The sequence below is a fragment of the Sphingomonas phyllosphaerae FA2 genome (genome assembly GCF_000427645.1).
GTDB classification, from domain to species: Bacteria; Pseudomonadota; Alphaproteobacteria; order Sphingomonadales; family Sphingomonadaceae; genus Sphingomonas; species Sphingomonas phyllosphaerae.
The window spans coordinates 887,777-901,400 of the sequence record NZ_KE386571.1 but is presented as its reverse complement, the minus strand read 5'-3'; the positions used below and the strand labels follow the sequence as shown (position 1 = coordinate 901,400).

At 69.3% G+C, this 13,624-nt stretch carries 15 protein-coding genes and 1 other RNA gene; 4 read left to right on the top strand and 12 right to left on the bottom strand.

The window, feature by feature from the left end; genetic code table 11:
- Positions 1 to 106 precede the first annotated feature (106 nt).
- The 8 genes from SPHPH_RS0104735 to SPHPH_RS0104705 all read right to left on the bottom strand — a co-directional run bounded on the left by SPHPH_RS0104735 (position 107) and on the right by SPHPH_RS0104705 (position 5,740).
- Positions 107 to 352 carry a hypothetical protein gene (locus SPHPH_RS0104735; RefSeq protein WP_028965659.1) on the bottom strand — a complete coding sequence of 82 codons (246 nt, stop codon included), beginning with the start codon at positions 350 to 352 and terminating at the stop codon, positions 107 to 109.
- An 85-nt stretch (positions 353 to 437) separates the two neighbouring features.
- Complete coding sequence (locus SPHPH_RS0104730; RefSeq protein WP_028965658.1) at positions 438 to 761, bottom strand: YbaB/EbfC family nucleoid-associated protein; 324 nt, start codon at positions 759 to 761, stop codon at positions 438 to 440.
- Positions 762 to 774: 13 nt separating this feature from the next.
- Positions 775 to 2,412: a DNA polymerase III subunit gamma/tau gene (locus SPHPH_RS0104725; protein WP_028965657.1), complete on the bottom strand. Its 1,638-nt coding sequence runs from the start codon at positions 2,410 to 2,412 to the stop codon at positions 775 to 777.
- 356 nt (positions 2,413 to 2,768) lie between these two features.
- Positions 2,769 to 2,866: signal recognition particle sRNA small type (ffs, locus tag SPHPH_RS20685), an RNA gene on the bottom strand.
- Positions 2,867 to 2,915: 49 nt separating this feature from the next.
- The gene (locus SPHPH_RS18920; protein ID WP_028965656.1) at positions 2,916 to 3,257 is read right to left on the bottom strand and encodes a hypothetical protein; all 342 of its coding nucleotides are present in this window, start codon (positions 3,255 to 3,257) and stop codon (positions 2,916 to 2,918) included.
- 70 nt (positions 3,258 to 3,327) lie between these two features.
- On the bottom strand, positions 3,328 to 3,615 hold the full coding sequence (locus SPHPH_RS0104715; protein ID WP_028965655.1) for a 2Fe-2S iron-sulfur cluster-binding protein: 288 nt from the start codon (positions 3,613 to 3,615) through the stop codon (positions 3,328 to 3,330).
- Positions 3,612 to 4,691, bottom strand: coding sequence for a cysteine desulfurase family protein (locus SPHPH_RS0104710; protein ID WP_028965654.1), 1,080 nt, complete (start codon positions 4,689 to 4,691; stop codon positions 3,612 to 3,614). The genes SPHPH_RS0104715 and SPHPH_RS0104710 overlap by 4 nt, the downstream gene beginning before the upstream one ends.
- Positions 4,688 to 5,740, bottom strand: coding sequence for a cysteine desulfurase family protein (locus SPHPH_RS0104705; protein WP_420329288.1), 1,053 nt, complete (start codon positions 5,738 to 5,740; stop codon positions 4,688 to 4,690). The genes SPHPH_RS0104710 and SPHPH_RS0104705 overlap by 4 nt, the downstream gene beginning before the upstream one ends.
- Positions 5,741 to 5,824: 84 nt before the next feature.
- Here SPHPH_RS0104705 and SPHPH_RS0104700 point away from each other — a divergent pair, with 84 nt between their 5' ends.
- Positions 5,825 to 6,481 (top strand): alpha/beta hydrolase, encoded by a 657-nt coding sequence (locus SPHPH_RS0104700; protein WP_028965652.1) that lies wholly within the window; start codon positions 5,825 to 5,827, stop codon positions 6,479 to 6,481.
- A gap of 72 nt (positions 6,482 to 6,553) precedes the next feature.
- On the opposite strand, the gene SPHPH_RS0104695 is transcribed toward SPHPH_RS0104700, so the two are convergent.
- The 3 genes from SPHPH_RS0104695 to SPHPH_RS0104685 form a co-directional block, all read right to left on the bottom strand.
- Positions 6,554 to 6,892 (bottom strand): endonuclease domain-containing protein, encoded by a 339-nt coding sequence (locus tag SPHPH_RS0104695; protein ID WP_028965651.1) that lies wholly within the window; start codon positions 6,890 to 6,892, stop codon positions 6,554 to 6,556.
- A gap of 81 nt (positions 6,893 to 6,973) precedes the next feature.
- A complete protein-coding gene (locus SPHPH_RS0104690) occupies positions 6,974 to 7,156 on the bottom strand; it encodes a hypothetical protein (RefSeq protein ID WP_051272833.1) in 183 nt (60 codons plus the stop codon).
- The gene (locus SPHPH_RS0104685) at positions 7,153 to 8,115 is read right to left on the bottom strand and encodes a threonine ammonia-lyase (RefSeq protein ID WP_037488107.1); all 963 of its coding nucleotides are present in this window, start codon (positions 8,113 to 8,115) and stop codon (positions 7,153 to 7,155) included. The genes SPHPH_RS0104690 and SPHPH_RS0104685 overlap by 4 nt, the downstream gene beginning before the upstream one ends.
- A gap of 149 nt (positions 8,116 to 8,264) precedes the next feature.
- Between SPHPH_RS0104685 and SPHPH_RS0104680 the strand changes: the two genes are divergently transcribed.
- From SPHPH_RS0104680 to SPHPH_RS0104670, 3 genes are all read left to right on the top strand, one after another.
- Positions 8,265 to 9,497 (top strand): type III PLP-dependent enzyme, encoded by a 1,233-nt coding sequence (locus tag SPHPH_RS0104680; RefSeq protein ID WP_081668509.1) that lies wholly within the window; start codon positions 8,265 to 8,267, stop codon positions 9,495 to 9,497.
- A 109-nt stretch (positions 9,498 to 9,606) separates the two neighbouring features.
- Positions 9,607 to 10,665: a 1,9-bis(guanidino)-5-aza-nonane synthase gene (locus SPHPH_RS0104675; protein ID WP_028965647.1), complete on the top strand. Its 1,059-nt coding sequence runs from the start codon at positions 9,607 to 9,609 to the stop codon at positions 10,663 to 10,665.
- Positions 10,666 to 10,958: 293 nt separating this feature from the next.
- Positions 10,959 to 11,915 carry an alpha/beta hydrolase gene (locus tag SPHPH_RS0104670; RefSeq protein ID WP_028965646.1) on the top strand — a complete coding sequence of 319 codons (957 nt, stop codon included), beginning with the start codon at positions 10,959 to 10,961 and terminating at the stop codon, positions 11,913 to 11,915.
- Here SPHPH_RS0104670 and SPHPH_RS0104665 read toward each other — a convergent pair.
- Positions 11,881 to 13,578 carry an asparagine synthetase B family protein gene (locus SPHPH_RS0104665; protein ID WP_028965645.1) on the bottom strand — a complete coding sequence of 566 codons (1,698 nt, stop codon included), beginning with the start codon at positions 13,576 to 13,578 and terminating at the stop codon, positions 11,881 to 11,883. The genes SPHPH_RS0104670 and SPHPH_RS0104665 overlap by 35 nt on opposite strands.
- Positions 13,579 to 13,624: the final 46 nt, after the last annotated feature.

The following is a 13,624-nucleotide window of genomic DNA, read 5'->3' as shown; positions in this document are numbered from 1 at the left end:
CCCACCCCGTCGCCCCGGACTTGATCCGGGGCCCCGCTTCCTACCAGACGTGAGTTAAACAGCGGGATCCCGGATCAAGTCCGGGGTGACGAAGTAAGCTGTACCATCACTTCTTGTCAGCAGCCCCGTCAATCGCCGACCCGGCCTTGTCCGCGGTGCTCTCGACGCTCTTCGCCGCCGAGGTGATCGCATTGTTCTTGGCCGTCTCGCTGTCGCCGCGCGCGATCATGAAATAGGCCGCGACCGCCACCACGATCAGCACCGCCAGCCCGATCAGCAACCCGCCACCGCCGCCGCCACGGCGCTCGATGATCGTGGTATGCGGGGTCTGCGTCACGCGATCGTCACTCATGGCTCTCTCCCTCTCGATTGATGGAGCCATGAATGCGACCGCCGCAGCAATGTTCCGTTACCGGAAGGATCGTCGCTGTGCCGGATCAGAACGGCAGCTTGAACCCCGGCGGCAGCGGCAGGCCGCTGGTCATCTTCGACATTTCGGTCGACGACGCCGCATCCGCCTTGGCGCGCGCATCGTTAAGCGCCGCCGCGATCAGGTCTTCCAGCATCTGCTTCTCGGACGGCACGATCAGCGAGTCGTCGAGCGCGACCGAAATGATCCGCCCCTTGGCCGACGCCTTGACCTTAACCAGCCCGCCGCCCGCGACGCCCTCGACCTCGATCGTGTCGAGGCTGTCCTGCGCCTTTTGCAGCTCGTTCTGGACGTTCTGGGCCATCGCCAGAATGTCGTTGAGATCCTTCATGTGATACTCCCCATCATGTAATACTGCGCTGCGCAGGTTTCGGATCGATCAGTTCGGCGCCTGGAAAGGCATCGAACGCGGCGGCGACGATCGGGTGCGCGCGCGCCGCGTCATGCCGCGCCTGCACCACGTCCTGCTCGGCCTCGAACATCGTCGGTGCGCCGGGCAAATCGGCCATCGCCAGCTTCCACGGCGTCCCCGTCGCCTCGCGCAGCACCGCCGCGAGTTCGGTCAGCGTATCGGTCGACAGCGGCCGCGTCCCGCTGAACACGATCTCGGGCGGGGCATAGCGCACGAGGCTCGCCCCGCGCCGCAACCGCACCAGCAGGTCGAGCTTGCCGCGCTCGTCAAGCAACGCCAGCACCCCCGCGAATTCCTTGGGCGCACGATCCTCCGGGGCCGGCGGCGCGGCAGGCGCAGCCGGCGCACTCGGCGCCGCGACCGGCACATCGCCCGCCGCCAGCCGCCGCGCCAGCTCGCCCGGATCGGGCAGGGTCGAGGCATGGATCGCGCGCAGAATCGCCATCTCGGCGGTTTCGATCGGCAGCGCCGCGCGCCCGACCTCCTCATGCCCCTTCAGGAACAATTGCCACAGCCGGTGCAGCGCCGGGAACGACAGCTTCTCCGCCCATGCGCGATACGCCGCACGCTCCTCGGCGGGTTGCGCCGGATCGTCCGGCGCGCCGACCTTCACCTGCGTCACGCCATGCACCGCCTCCAGCAGCGCGCGCATCACGCCCAGCGGGTCGACGCCGAGATCATATTGCCGCCGCAGCGCCGCCAGCGCGCCGGGCGCATCCGCCGCAAGCACCAAAGCCAGCAGGTCCCGCACCGCATTGCGGTCCGACAGCCCCAGCATCTCGCGCACCGCGTCGGCGCGCACCCCGCCGCCTTCCAGATCGGCATGCGCGATCGCCTGATCGAGGATCGACAGCCCGTCGCGCGCCGACCCTTCCGCCGCCCGCGCGATCAGCGCAAGCGCCTCGGGATCGGCCTGCGCGCCCTCGGCCGCCACGACACGCCCGAAATGCTCGGCAAGCAACTGCGCGGGGATCCGCCGCAGGTCGAACCGCTGACAGCGCGACAGCACCGTCACCGGCACCTTGTTCACCTCGGTGGTCGCGAACAGGAATTTCACGTGCGCCGGCGGTTCCTCCAGCGTCTTGAGCAGCCCGTTGAACGCCGCCTTCGACAGCATATGGACTTCGTCGATAATGTAGATCTTGTAGCGCGCCGACACCGCGGCATAGCGCGACGCCTCGATGATCTCGCGCACGTCGTCGATGCCGGTGTGGCTGGCGGCGTCCATCTCGATCACGTCGATATGCCGCCCCTCGGCGATCGCGCGGCACGGCTCGCACACCCCGCACGGATCGATTGTCGGCCCGCCCTGCCCGTCCGGTCCGATACAATTGAGCGCCTTGGCAATCAGCCGCGCGGTCGAGGTCTTGCCGACCCCGCGCACGCCGGTCAGCAAAAACGCATGCGCGATCCGGTCGCGCTTGATCGCATTGCCCAGCGTCTGGACCATCGCGTCCTGCCCGATCAGCGCGGCAAACGTCTGCGGCCGGTATTTGCGTGCCAGCACGCGATAAGGCTGCGCGCTTGCCACAGGCTGCGGCGGCGTACCGAGGTCGAGGGAGTCGGACATTACGCGCGGATATAGGAGCGCGCGCCCGGCTTGTCGAAGGCTTCTCCGAGGGTGAAGGAACGGGACCGACACCCGCCCAAGGCCGTCGCCCCGGACCTGATCCGGGGCCCCGCTTCTTCTCGACGGAAGTAACAAGCGGGATCCCGGATCAAGTCCGGGATGACGAGGAAAGGCCGTCGCCCCTGCGCAGGCAGGGGCCCATGTCTGTACAGTCCCGCGATCCGCTCGCCGAAACAACAATCACCGATGTGTCAGAAAAACAAACCCCGCCGCGGCAAAGCCCCGCCGTCGGCCGGAGGTGCGCCCCGCCGGCCGGGCTTGCGCGTCTGGCGGCCAGCATGGCCACGTGCGCGCTGCGCGGTGGGAGCCGGAACGACCCGCGGCGAAATCGTTGTGGCTGCTTCCGTCAGGACCTGACCAAGTTGGCGACGACCACGTCCGCCCGACTCCCGCGCGCCATATGGCGGAGCCGGGCGGCCCGATCAAGTCAAAGCGTCAAGTCGTTAGCGACGCACGCGGAAACAGCGACGCTCCGGCCCATAATAACCGTCTACCCAGCGGCACACAGTCTGCGTGCGGGCGCCGCGATAGCCGTTCCATGCGTAGCGATCCCCGCGCCAGCCGCGATTGCCACGCCAACCGCGATCGTTGCGATAGCCGCGCCGATCATCCCACCCGCGCCGGTCGTCGCGCCGATCATTCCACCCACGGCGATCATCGCGCCGGTCGTCCCAGCCACGGCGGTCGTCCCAGCCATGTCGCGATCCCGGCTGTGCCATCGCCGCGGTCGGCACCAGCGTCATGGCGGCCATCAGGCCCGCAAAGCTCAAGGTCATCAGTTTCATACGCTCTACTCCCGAAATCCCCTGCCCTGTTTGGCAAGATGCGGGGGAAGCGCTGCACCGACCCTGAACTCTATGGTAAGCTTACAGAAAGCTTGTCGAGTTCGGCGGTCAGCACGATCTGGCACGCCAGCCGGCTGGTCCGCCGCGCGTCGTTGACCAGGTCGAGCATATCCTCCTCCTCCTCGCGCGCCGCCGGCAGCTTCGCGAACCAGTCGGCGTCGACGATCACATGGCAGGTCGCACACGCCAGATCGCCGTTGCACGTCCCCTCCAGCGGCAGGCCATTGCGCCGCGCGACGTCGAGCAACCGCTCGCCCGCGGTCGCCGCCAGTTCGTCGCCGTCAAAAATCACCTTCATGCCGCCACCTTCTGCGCGTCCGCCGCCGCTACCAGCCGATCGAGCGCCGTCAGCAATTCATCCTCCCGGGTATAGCGCCCGAAGCCGAGCCGGATCGTCGATCGCGCCTGCGCATCGCTCAGCCCGATCGCGCGCAGCACATGGCTGGTCCGCCCCGACCCGCTCGCGCATGCCGACCCCGCCGAGAACGCCACGTCGCGCACGTCGCTCATCAACCGCGCGACATCCAGTCCATCGCGCCGCACGCTCAGATTGCCCGGCCAGCGCGCCTCGTCCGAACCGTTGAGCGTCCACCCGCTCAGCCGCGCCTGCGCCACCGCGAACAGCCGCGCCGTCTGTGCCGCATCCTCCGCCATCCGTGCCGTGGCCAGCGCCGCCGCCGCTCCAAATCCCGCGCAGAGCGCCGGGCTCAGCGTCCCCGAGCGACCGCCCTCCTGATCGCCGCCATGCAACAGCGGCGTCAGCGTCACCCCGTTCCGTATCCACAAAGCGCCGATCCCCTTCGGCCCATAGATCTTGTGCGCGGACACCGCGACCATGTCGCACGCCTCCGGGACCGCGATCCGGCCATAGCCCTGCACCGCATCGCACAGCAGCAGCGCGCCAAGCGGCTTCACCGCCGCCGCAATCTCCGCGACCGGCTGGATCGTCCCGATCTCGTTGTTGACCAGCATCACCGCCACCAGCCGCGCGCCCGTCTCCTGCACCGCCGCCGCGACCGCGTCCGGCGCGACCCGCCCGTCGCGATCGACCGGCAGCACCACATTCGCGCGCCCGCTCGCCGCCACGGTGTCGAGCACCGCGGCATGTTCGGCCGCCTGCGTCACGATCGCGCCGCCCACGCCTTTGATTGCCCAGTTGAGCGCCTCCGTCGCCCCGCTCGTGAACACCACGCGCCCCCCGGCAGGCAACAACGCCGCAATCTGCGCGCGCGCCACCTCCACCGCTGCCTTCGCCGCACGCCCGGCACGGTGCGGCGAGTGCGGGTTGGCGTGCTGGTCGCGCAGCCACGGCAGCATCGCATCGAGCGCCTCGGGTGCGAGTGGGGTCGTCGCCTGATAATCGAGATAGGTCACGCCGCGAACCGCCCGGTCGCGCGCGCCACCCCGCGCCACGCCGCGATAAAGCGCGCGACGTCATCATCGGTCGTCGTCCGCCCGAAGCTCACCCGCACTACCTCGCGCGTCGCTTCCTCGCTCCACCCCATCGCGCGCAGCACGTGGCTGGGCTTGAGGCTCCCGCTCGCACACGCGCTCCCCGCCGAAACCGCGATCCCCTGCATATCGAAGCGGATCAGCTGCGCCGCCGACGCCACCCCCGGCATCCGGTACGCGCCGATCGCGGGGTGCCGCGCGGCGTCCTCCGCGACGACGATGCCCCCTGACCGCCGGATCGCATCGTCCAGCCGCGCCCGCCGCTCGCGATGATCCGGCTCCGCCTCGTCCAGCGCCGCAGCATGGCCGAGCACCCCCGGCAAATTCTCGGTCCCCGGCCGATAGCCACGCTCCTGCCCCCCGCTCGGGTGCAGCGTCGCCACATCGCGCACCAGCAGCGCGCCCGTCCCCGGCGGCCCGCCACGCTTGTGCGCCGACACCGCGACGAAATCCGCCATCGACGCCAATTCATCCGACGCCGGCATCTGCGCGGCATCGACCAGCAACAACCCGCCGCCCTTGCGCACCGCCCCCGCGATCTCCGCGATCGGCTGCCGCACCCCGGTCTCGCTATTGCACCATTGCACCGCCACCAGCGCGCCCGCCACGTCGCCCAGCGCTCCCGGATCGACCCGCCCCAGCGCATCCACCGGCAGCACGTCGGCGCGACCCGCTGCGCGCAGCACCGCATCATGCTCCACCGCCGAGACGATCCGCCGCGCCAGCACGCACCGCCCCAGCGCGATCGCCAGCGACTCGCTTGCCCCGCTCGTCAGCAACACCTCGCCCGTCCAGCCATAAGCGGCCCCGATCCGCCCGCGCGCGGCCTCCAGCGCCGCGCGCGCCGCGCGCCCGGCGGCGTGTGGGGAGGACGGATTGGCCCACATCGCCATCCCGTCCTGCACCGCCTGCACGGCCGCGGGGGTCATCGGAGTCGTCGCGGCGTGGTCGAGGTACAGCGGCTCGGTCAAGACACATTCCATTTTCGGCGTTCGGGCCTATATAGCGCGCTTCCCGCCGGCCCCAACGGCTGCCTGCCCAAGCACAAGGTCATCATGCCAGAAGTCATCTTTCCCGGACCCGAAGGCCGCATCGAGGGGCGCTTCGCCCCCGCCCCGCGCCCGCGCGCGCCCGTCGCGATGATCCTCCACCCGCATCCGAACGCGGGCGGCACGATGAACAACAAGATCGTGCAGGAACTCTACAAAACCTTCCAGCGCCGCGGCTTCGCGACCTTGCGCTTCAACTTCCGCGGCGTCGGCAAGAGCCAGGGGACGTTCGATAACGGCATCGGCGAGCTGTCCGACGCCGCCTCGGCGCTCGACTGGGTGCAGAGCTTCCATCAGGAAGCGCAGACCACCTGGGTCGCCGGCTTCGGCTTCGGCGCGTGGATCGCGATGCAGCTGCTGATGCGCCGTCCGGAGATCCGCGGCTTCATCTCGATCGCGCCGCCCGCGAACCTGTTCGACTTCTCGTTCCTCGCGCCGTGTCCGTCGTCGGGGATCATCATCCAGGGCGCGGAGGACGAGGTCGCCACCCCGCTCGCCTCACAGAAGCTGGTCGACAAGCTGCGCACGCAAAAGCACATCACGATCCACCACGACGTGATCCCGCGCGCCAACCACTTCTTCGAGCATGAGATGGACGACCTGATGAAGTCGGTCGACAATTACCTCGACATGCGTTTGGATCCGAACTCGCCCATTAAGTAGGCGGCACCTTACTCCCCTCCCTGAAAGGGAGGGGCCGGGGGTGAGTGGCCGCTTGCGCCACAGCAGTGAGGCTCATCGCGACACGGCGGTGAGGATCACCTCCACCACCCCCTCGACATTCTCCAGCACCTCGTTGTTCCAGAACCGCAACACGCGCCATCCCTGCGCGGCAAGATAGCGGCTACGCGCCTCGTCGGCCTCGACCTGAAGCGCATGATGCCCGCCGTCGAGTTCGACGCCGAGCTTCGCGCTCCGGCAAGCGAGATCGATAATGTAATGCCCCACCACCAGCTGCCGCGTAAATCGCGGCCGATGGGGTCGCAGGGCGTTCCACAGCACCCGCTCGGCCGGCGTTGCCTCGCGCCGCAGTTGGCGCGCGTTCGCGGTGAGTTCGGGAGGTATGCGCTGCATCGTGGCGGCACGCTACCAAGCAGCGCGCAAGTGTCCACCCACCCCCGACCCCTCCCTTGCAGGGAGGGGAGCAGAACGTAATCACATCGTCCAGATCAGCACATTCCCCACCAGCACCGCCGCCATCACCAGCATCAGCACGCCCTTCAACCACTGCCGCCGCTTCACCAGCAGATACCCCCCACCGATCGCGCAGGCGAACGCCGCGAGCATCGCCACCGCCGGCGCGACCGCCGCGACGCCGCTCAGCGAAGCCGCGGTCACGCGCCTTCCCCCGCCAGCACGCGCGCATAGTCCGCCATGTCGACGTTCCCGCCCGATAGCATCACCAGCATCCCCGCCTCCACCGCGACCCGCCCGGCCAGCAAAGCGGCGAGCGCCACCGCCCCGCCCGGCTCGACCACCAGCCGCAACTGCGCCGCCGCCCAGCGCTGCGCCGCACGCACCTCCGCCTCGCGCACCGCCACCCCGGTCGCGTCGCGCCGCGCCAGCACGTCGAACGTCAGCGGCGAGACGCGGGTCGTCTGCAAGGCATCGCACGCGGTCGGCGGCGGCGCGTCGCCGACCGGCTCGATCCAGCTCGCCTCCAGACTGCGGCGCATATCGTCCCAGCCCTCGGGCTCGACCACCGTGATCCGCGCCTCGGGCAGCGCCAGCGCCAGCCCCGCCGCCAGCCCGCCGCCGCCACACGGCACCACGACATGCCGCGGCGCGCCAAGCCCCGCCGCCGCCATCTGCGCCGCCGCCTCGACGCCGGCGCTGCCTTGCCCCTCGATCACCCACGGATCGTCGAAGCTTGGCACCAAGGTCGCGCCGCGCGCCTCCGCCAGCCGCGCCGCGATCGCCTCGCGCGATTCGGTCGCGCGGTCGTACGGCACCACCTCGGCGCCCAGCGCCAGCGTCGACTCGCGCTTCGCGGCCGGCGCGTCGGCAGGCATCACGACCGTCGCAGAAATCCCCAGCCGCTTCGCCGCCCAAGCGATTCCCTGCGCATGGTTACCCGACGAGAAAGCCACGACGCCGCGACCACGCGATTCTTCGCTCAACGCGGTCAGCCGGTGCCATGCCCCGCGCACCTTGAACGCGCCGATCGGCTGGAGACATTCCGCCTTAAACGCAACATCTACACCGTTGATTTCACGTACGAATATTGGGGTCGCCGGCAACACCGCCGCCACCTTGGCCGCGGCGTCGCGTACGCCCGCGCGAGTCGGCTGTCGCATAATCGTCACAAGGGCACCTTTCGTCGCATTGGACACTTTACATTAGGGTCCAGCGATCATATTTCGCGCCTCCGCTGCCCCATGGGACTTCCAACCGCAAGGCAGCTTTTTGTCACCGTATGCCGAAAGGCAATTGGAGGTCCCTTGAGTTGCACCAGCATCATCGCGCGCTGGGGCTAGCGCCCCTCTCGACCGTTCCCGCCGATTCAGTCGCCGGGGCCATCGACATCGCTATGCGTCAACCGGTTCAGCCGGTGACGATCGTTCGTCCGCACGCCGCGGCACGGGCCGCCCGCTTCTTTACGGAGAAGTTTCCGGGCCGGACCATGTATGCGGTCAAGGCGAACCCGAGCCCGGAGCTGCTACGCACGCTCTATGACAATGGTGTGACGACCTACGACGTCGCCTCGATCGCCGAGGTCCGTCTGGTCGCCCGCACCTTGCCGGACGCGACCCTGTGCTTCATGCACCCGGTCAAGGCCGAGGAAGCGATTGCCGAGGCGTATTTCACGCACGGTGTCCGCACCTTCTCGCTCGACAGCATGGAAGAGCTGGCGAAGATCGTGCGTGCCACCCGCGGCGCCGCAGACCTCACGCTGTGCGTGCGGCTGCGCGTCTCGTCGGAGCATTCGAAGCTCAGCTTGGGCGCCAAGTTCGGCGTCGCGCCGGATGAGGCCAGGGAGCTGCTGCTCGCCACCCGTCAGGTCGCCGATGCACTCGGCATCTGCTTCCACGTCGGCTCGCAGGCGATGACGCCGGATGCCTATGCACAGGCGATGGAGCGCGTGCGTCAGGCGATCGTCGGTGCGGCGGTGACGGTCGACGTCATCGACGTCGGCGGAGGCTTCCCCTCGGCCTATCCGGGCATGAACCCGCCGCCACTGGAGCGTTACTTCGAGACGATCCACCGCGCGTTCGAGAGCCTGCCGATCAGCTATTCGGCCGAACTCTGGGCGGAGCCCGGCCGTGCGCTCAGCGCCGAATACAGCTCGGTCGTGGTGCGCGTCGAGCGTCGCCGCGGCGAGGAACTGTACATCAACGACGGTGCCTATGGCGCGCTGTTCGATGCGGCGCACATCGGCTGGCGCTATCCAGTCACGCTGCTGCGCGAGCCGGAGTCGACCGTCCGCGATCATGCGTTCAGCCTGTGGGGCCCGACCTGCGACGACATGGACTATATGCCCGGTCCCTTCCCGCTTCCGGCGGATGTGACCGTCGGCGACTATGTCGAGATCGGAATGCTCGGGGCGTATGGCGCCGCGATGCGCACCGCGTTCAACGGCTTCACTTCGGACGAGACGGTGGTCGCCACCGACGAGCCGATGGAGTCGCTCTACATCGAACTGCCGCGTCAGGTTACCGGCAACGTCGTGAAGCTGTAACCTTCCGACTTCAGTGATCCGGTGACGGCGTGCGGACATTCCGCACGCCGTCATCGTTTGGGTCTTCGCGTCCCCATTGAACGACGTGTATTTCCCTGTGGGAGCCCCCATGACCGACACCAAGATCAACGACCACCGCAAGGCGGAACTGCTGTCGAAGCAGGTCAAGCACATCGATATCAAGAGCTTCGACGCGCGCCCGATCGTCGACGCGATGAGCGACATGAGCTTCACCAGCCGCGACCTCGGCCGCGCGACGAAGATCTACAACCAGATGCTGGACGACAAGGACTGCACCGTCGTCCTCGTCATCGCCGGGTCGACCTCGGCCGGCGGCTGCATGGATCTCTATGCCGAGCTGGTCCGCAACAACATGGTCGATGTGATCGTCGCCACCGGCGCGACGATCGTCGACATGGATTTCTTCGAGGGCCTGGGTCACAAACATTATCAGGCGCTCGAAGTGCCCGACGACGACACGCTGCGGTCGCTCTACATCGACCGCATCTACGATACGTACATCGACGAGGAGCAGCTTCAGGACTGCGACCATACGATCTACGAGATCTGCAATCAGGTCGAGCCAAAGGCCTATTCGTCGCGCGCCTTCATCCGCGAGATGGGCAAGTATCTCGTCGAGCACGGCAAGAAGGAGAACAGCCTCGTCAAGCTCGCCTATGAGCATGACGTGCCGATCTTCTGCCCGGCGTTCGTCGACAGCTCGGCGGGCTTCGGCCTCGTCAAGCATCAGGTCGATCGCGCGAAGGAAGGCAAGCCGTATCTGATGATCGACGCAGTGGCGGACTTCCGCGAACTGACCGACATCAAGATCAAGGCGGGTACCACCGGCCTGCTGATGATCGGTGGCGGCGTGCCGAAGAACTTCATCCAGGACACCGTCGTCTGCGCCGAGATCCTCGGCCACGAGGATGTCGAGGTGCACAAGTACGCGGTGCAGATCACCGTCGCCGACGTCCGCGACGGCGCCTGCTCGTCCTCGACGCTGCAGGAAGCGGCGAGCTGGGGCAAGGTCAACACCGGCATCGAGCAGATGGTGTTCGCCGAGGCCGGCTCGGTGATGCCGCTGCTGGCGTCCGACGCCTACCATCGCGGCCTGTGGAAGGACCGCCCGACCCGCAAGTGGGCGACGCTGTTCGACACGAAGTGATAAGATGCGGGGGGAGAGTGGAAACGCTCCCCTCCGTCATTCCCGCCCCGGCGGGAATCCAGAACCTCCAATGTCCGTGGCTTGGACGACGCCCCGTCCCTCATTCGTCGCCCCGGACTTGATCCGGGGCCCCGCTTCTTTTGACAACCGAGGAAGAAGAAAAAGCGGGATCCCGGATCAAGCCCGGGATGACGATCCGGTATTCGGAGCCGCCCCGGCCAGACTAACGCCGACGGTTGCGCCCGCTCGCCCGCCGCTGCCATAACCCTCGCGAAAACAACGGAGGGACGTGGATGCACATCGACCGGCGCGCCTTGATCGGCGGAGCGGTGAGCCTCGCCACCCTCGCGATGACGCAGCGAGCGACCGCGCAAGACGCCACCGCCGCCACCCAATGGCCGCCGCGCGAGCACTTCAAGCTCTGGCCCAAACAGCCGCCCAACAGCCCGCGCCGCCTTCCAACGCCCAACAACGAGATGAGCGGCCAGCCGCCGCGTCGCGAACTCCACCTGCGCGGCGTCGCCGAGCCGGTCGTCGGCGTATACCGCCCGGCGCGCCCAGACGGTCGCGCGCTGCTGGCGCTTCCGGGCGGCGGCTACCGCTTCCTCTCGGTCGAGAACGAGGGCATCAACGTCGCGCGCACCTTCAACCCGCTCGACGTCACCGTCTTCGTCCTCGCCTATCGCCTCCCCGGCGAAGGCTGGCTGGAGCCGCAGGACGTGCCGCTACAGGATGCACAGCGCGCGACGCGGCTGATCCGCGCCCGCGCCGCCGATTTCGCGATCGATCCCGCGACGCTGGGCGTGGTCGGCTTCTCGGCCGGCGGCCTGCTCGCCGCCAGCATCGCCACCGCCTACGCCGATCCCGTATACGAGCGGATCGACGCCGCCGACGACCAACCCGCGCGTCCGGCCTACGCCGGGCTGATCTATCCCGTCATCACCGGCGACCGGATGCGCGTCGGCACGCTCGGCGCGGCGCGCTTCGACACCGACCGGCGCGTCAATCGCGACACCCCGCCGATCTTCATCGCCCATGCGCTCGACGATCCGGTCGTCCCCGCCGCGCAGCCGATGGCGATGCTCGCCGCATGCCAGGCGGCGCGCGTGCCGGTCGAGGCGCATTTCTTCCAGGAGGGGGGCCACGGCTTCGGCCCCGCCTATCTACCGCCCGACCTCCCCGGCTCGCACTGGCCGCAATTGTTCGACCTGTTCGTCAAGCGGACGCTGGCCAGCCGAACAACCGGCTGAGGCTCCGCTCGAGCACCAGCAACCGCCACAGTAGCGTAGCCTGCGCGTCCTCCCCGCCGCGGTGTCGCTCGATTTCCGCGGCGATCCGCTCCGTGTCGAACCAGCCCAGCTCGGCCAGCAACCGCGATCGCTCCAGCCGCGCCACCTCCGCGCTCAGCGGCCCGCGCAACCATTGCGACACCGGCAGCAGCGGCGCAGCCACTGGCGTCGCGGGCAGGTACCGCGCCATCGCCCCCACCAGCGGCGACGTCCGCGCCCGTTGCACGCCAGCCGGCAGCGACAGCACGAACGTCACCAGCCGCGGGTCGGCGAACGGCGTCCGCCACTCCGCCCCCGCCGCCATCCCGGCGCGATCCGCGATCGTCAGCACCTGCCCCGGCAACCGTGTCGCCAGATCGGTGCGCAGCGCGGCATCGAGCGGATCGCCGCCACCCCACACCGCCGCGAACCGCTGCATCACCGCCCGCCCGCCCGTCGCGTTCCATAGCTCGCTCGCTTCCGCCGCGCCGATGGCCAGCGCATAATCCGCCTCCGCCGCGCCCAGCCCGGGGAGCGTCCACCGCCACCGCCGCCAGCGCTCGCGCCGCGCGAACCGCCGCCAGCGCCCGCCCTCCAGCAGCAGCGAAGCGCCGGCCCCCGACATCACGACCGGCCCGCTCCCGCGCGCCGCGACGATCGCCGCCAGCGCCGCCGGATCGCCGCACGGCTCGTCGAACGCTTCCACCAAATCGTCGAGCAATGCCGGCAGGTCACCCAGCGCCGCGTGCCGGTGCGCGGTCGCAAAACGCCCCGCCACCCCGCCGTCGTCGCCCACCCCGACCGTCGGCACGGCCTTCGCGCTCGCCTCCGCCGCCAGCGCGACCACCGCCGCATCGCCCAACCCGCCGAGCAGCAACGCCACCGGCCGCGCCGCGCCCGCACCCCGCGCCACCGCCGCACGCAGCTCGGGCAGCAACGCCTCCGCCGGCGCCTCGCCCGCATCGGGCAAGCCCCACCACCGCCGTGCGCCGCGCAACGGTCGCGCACGCTCGACCAGCAGGAAATGCCCCGCCGCCAGCTTCTCGATCCCCGCGATCACGCACGCATCGTCGGGCACATAGCCCAGCGCCAGATAACCCCCGACCGCCGCCGCATCGGGCACGCGCCGCAGCAACGGATGCGCCAGCAACCCCTTCAGCTCCGACGCGAAGATCAGCGCGCCGTCCGGCAGCATCGCCAGATGCAGCGGCTTCGCCCCCAACCGGTCGCGCGCGAGGAACAGCGTCTGCGTCGCCGCATCATGCACCGCGATCGCGAACGCACCCTCCAGCCGCTCGAGTAGCGACGGCCCCCACGCCGCAAAGCCGTGCAGCACCACCTCGGCATCGCCCTCGCCCGCGAAACGATGCCCCAGCGCGCGCAGCTCGTCGCGCAAGGCCGCATGGTTCAGGATCGTTCCGTCGAGCATCGCGGCATAGCGCAGGTCCGCGGTCGCGACCGGCTGCGTCGCCGCCGCCCCGCCGATCACCGCCAGCCGCCGGTGTGCGAAGCCAACCCCCGGGGCGGTCCACTCGCCCGCGCCATCCGGGCCGCGATGCGCCATCGCCGCCGCCATCGCGCGGACGCGCGCCGGATCGACCGGCTTCGGCGTCGAGGGATGGAACAGCCCGGCAATCGCGCCCATCTCAGCCGCGCCCCTCGGCCACGCCGTCACGCACCGTCATATCTCC

Excerpts from the sequence above, each read along its gene's own strand:
- SPHPH_RS0104735 (WP_028965659.1), bottom strand. The coding sequence starts at position 352 with ATGAGTGACGATCGCGTGACGCAGACCCCGCATACCACGATCATCGAG.
- SPHPH_RS0104730 (WP_028965658.1), bottom strand. The coding sequence starts at position 761 with ATGAAGGATCTCAACGACATTCTGGCGATGGCCCAGAACGTCCAGAAC.
- SPHPH_RS0104725 (WP_028965657.1), bottom strand. The coding sequence starts at position 2,412 with ATGTCCGACTCCCTCGACCTCGGTACGCCGCCGCAGCCTGTGGCAAGC.
- SPHPH_RS18920 (WP_028965656.1), bottom strand. The coding sequence starts at position 3,257 with ATGAAACTGATGACCTTGAGCTTTGCGGGCCTGATGGCCGCCATGACG.
- SPHPH_RS0104715 (WP_028965655.1), bottom strand. The coding sequence starts at position 3,615 with ATGAAGGTGATTTTTGACGGCGACGAACTGGCGGCGACCGCGGGCGAG.
- SPHPH_RS0104700 (WP_028965652.1), top strand. The coding sequence starts at position 5,825 with ATGCCAGAAGTCATCTTTCCCGGACCCGAAGGCCGCATCGAGGGGCGC.
- SPHPH_RS0104695 (WP_028965651.1), bottom strand. The coding sequence starts at position 6,892 with ATGCAGCGCATACCTCCCGAACTCACCGCGAACGCGCGCCAACTGCGG.
- SPHPH_RS0104685 (WP_037488107.1), bottom strand. The coding sequence starts at position 8,115 with ATGCGACAGCCGACTCGCGCGGGCGTACGCGACGCCGCGGCCAAGGTG.
- SPHPH_RS0104675 (WP_028965647.1), top strand. The coding sequence starts at position 9,607 with ATGACCGACACCAAGATCAACGACCACCGCAAGGCGGAACTGCTGTCG.
- SPHPH_RS0104670 (WP_028965646.1), top strand. The coding sequence starts at position 10,959 with ATGCACATCGACCGGCGCGCCTTGATCGGCGGAGCGGTGAGCCTCGCC.
- SPHPH_RS0104665 (WP_028965645.1), bottom strand. The coding sequence starts at position 13,578 with ATGGGCGCGATTGCCGGGCTGTTCCATCCCTCGACGCCGAAGCCGGTC.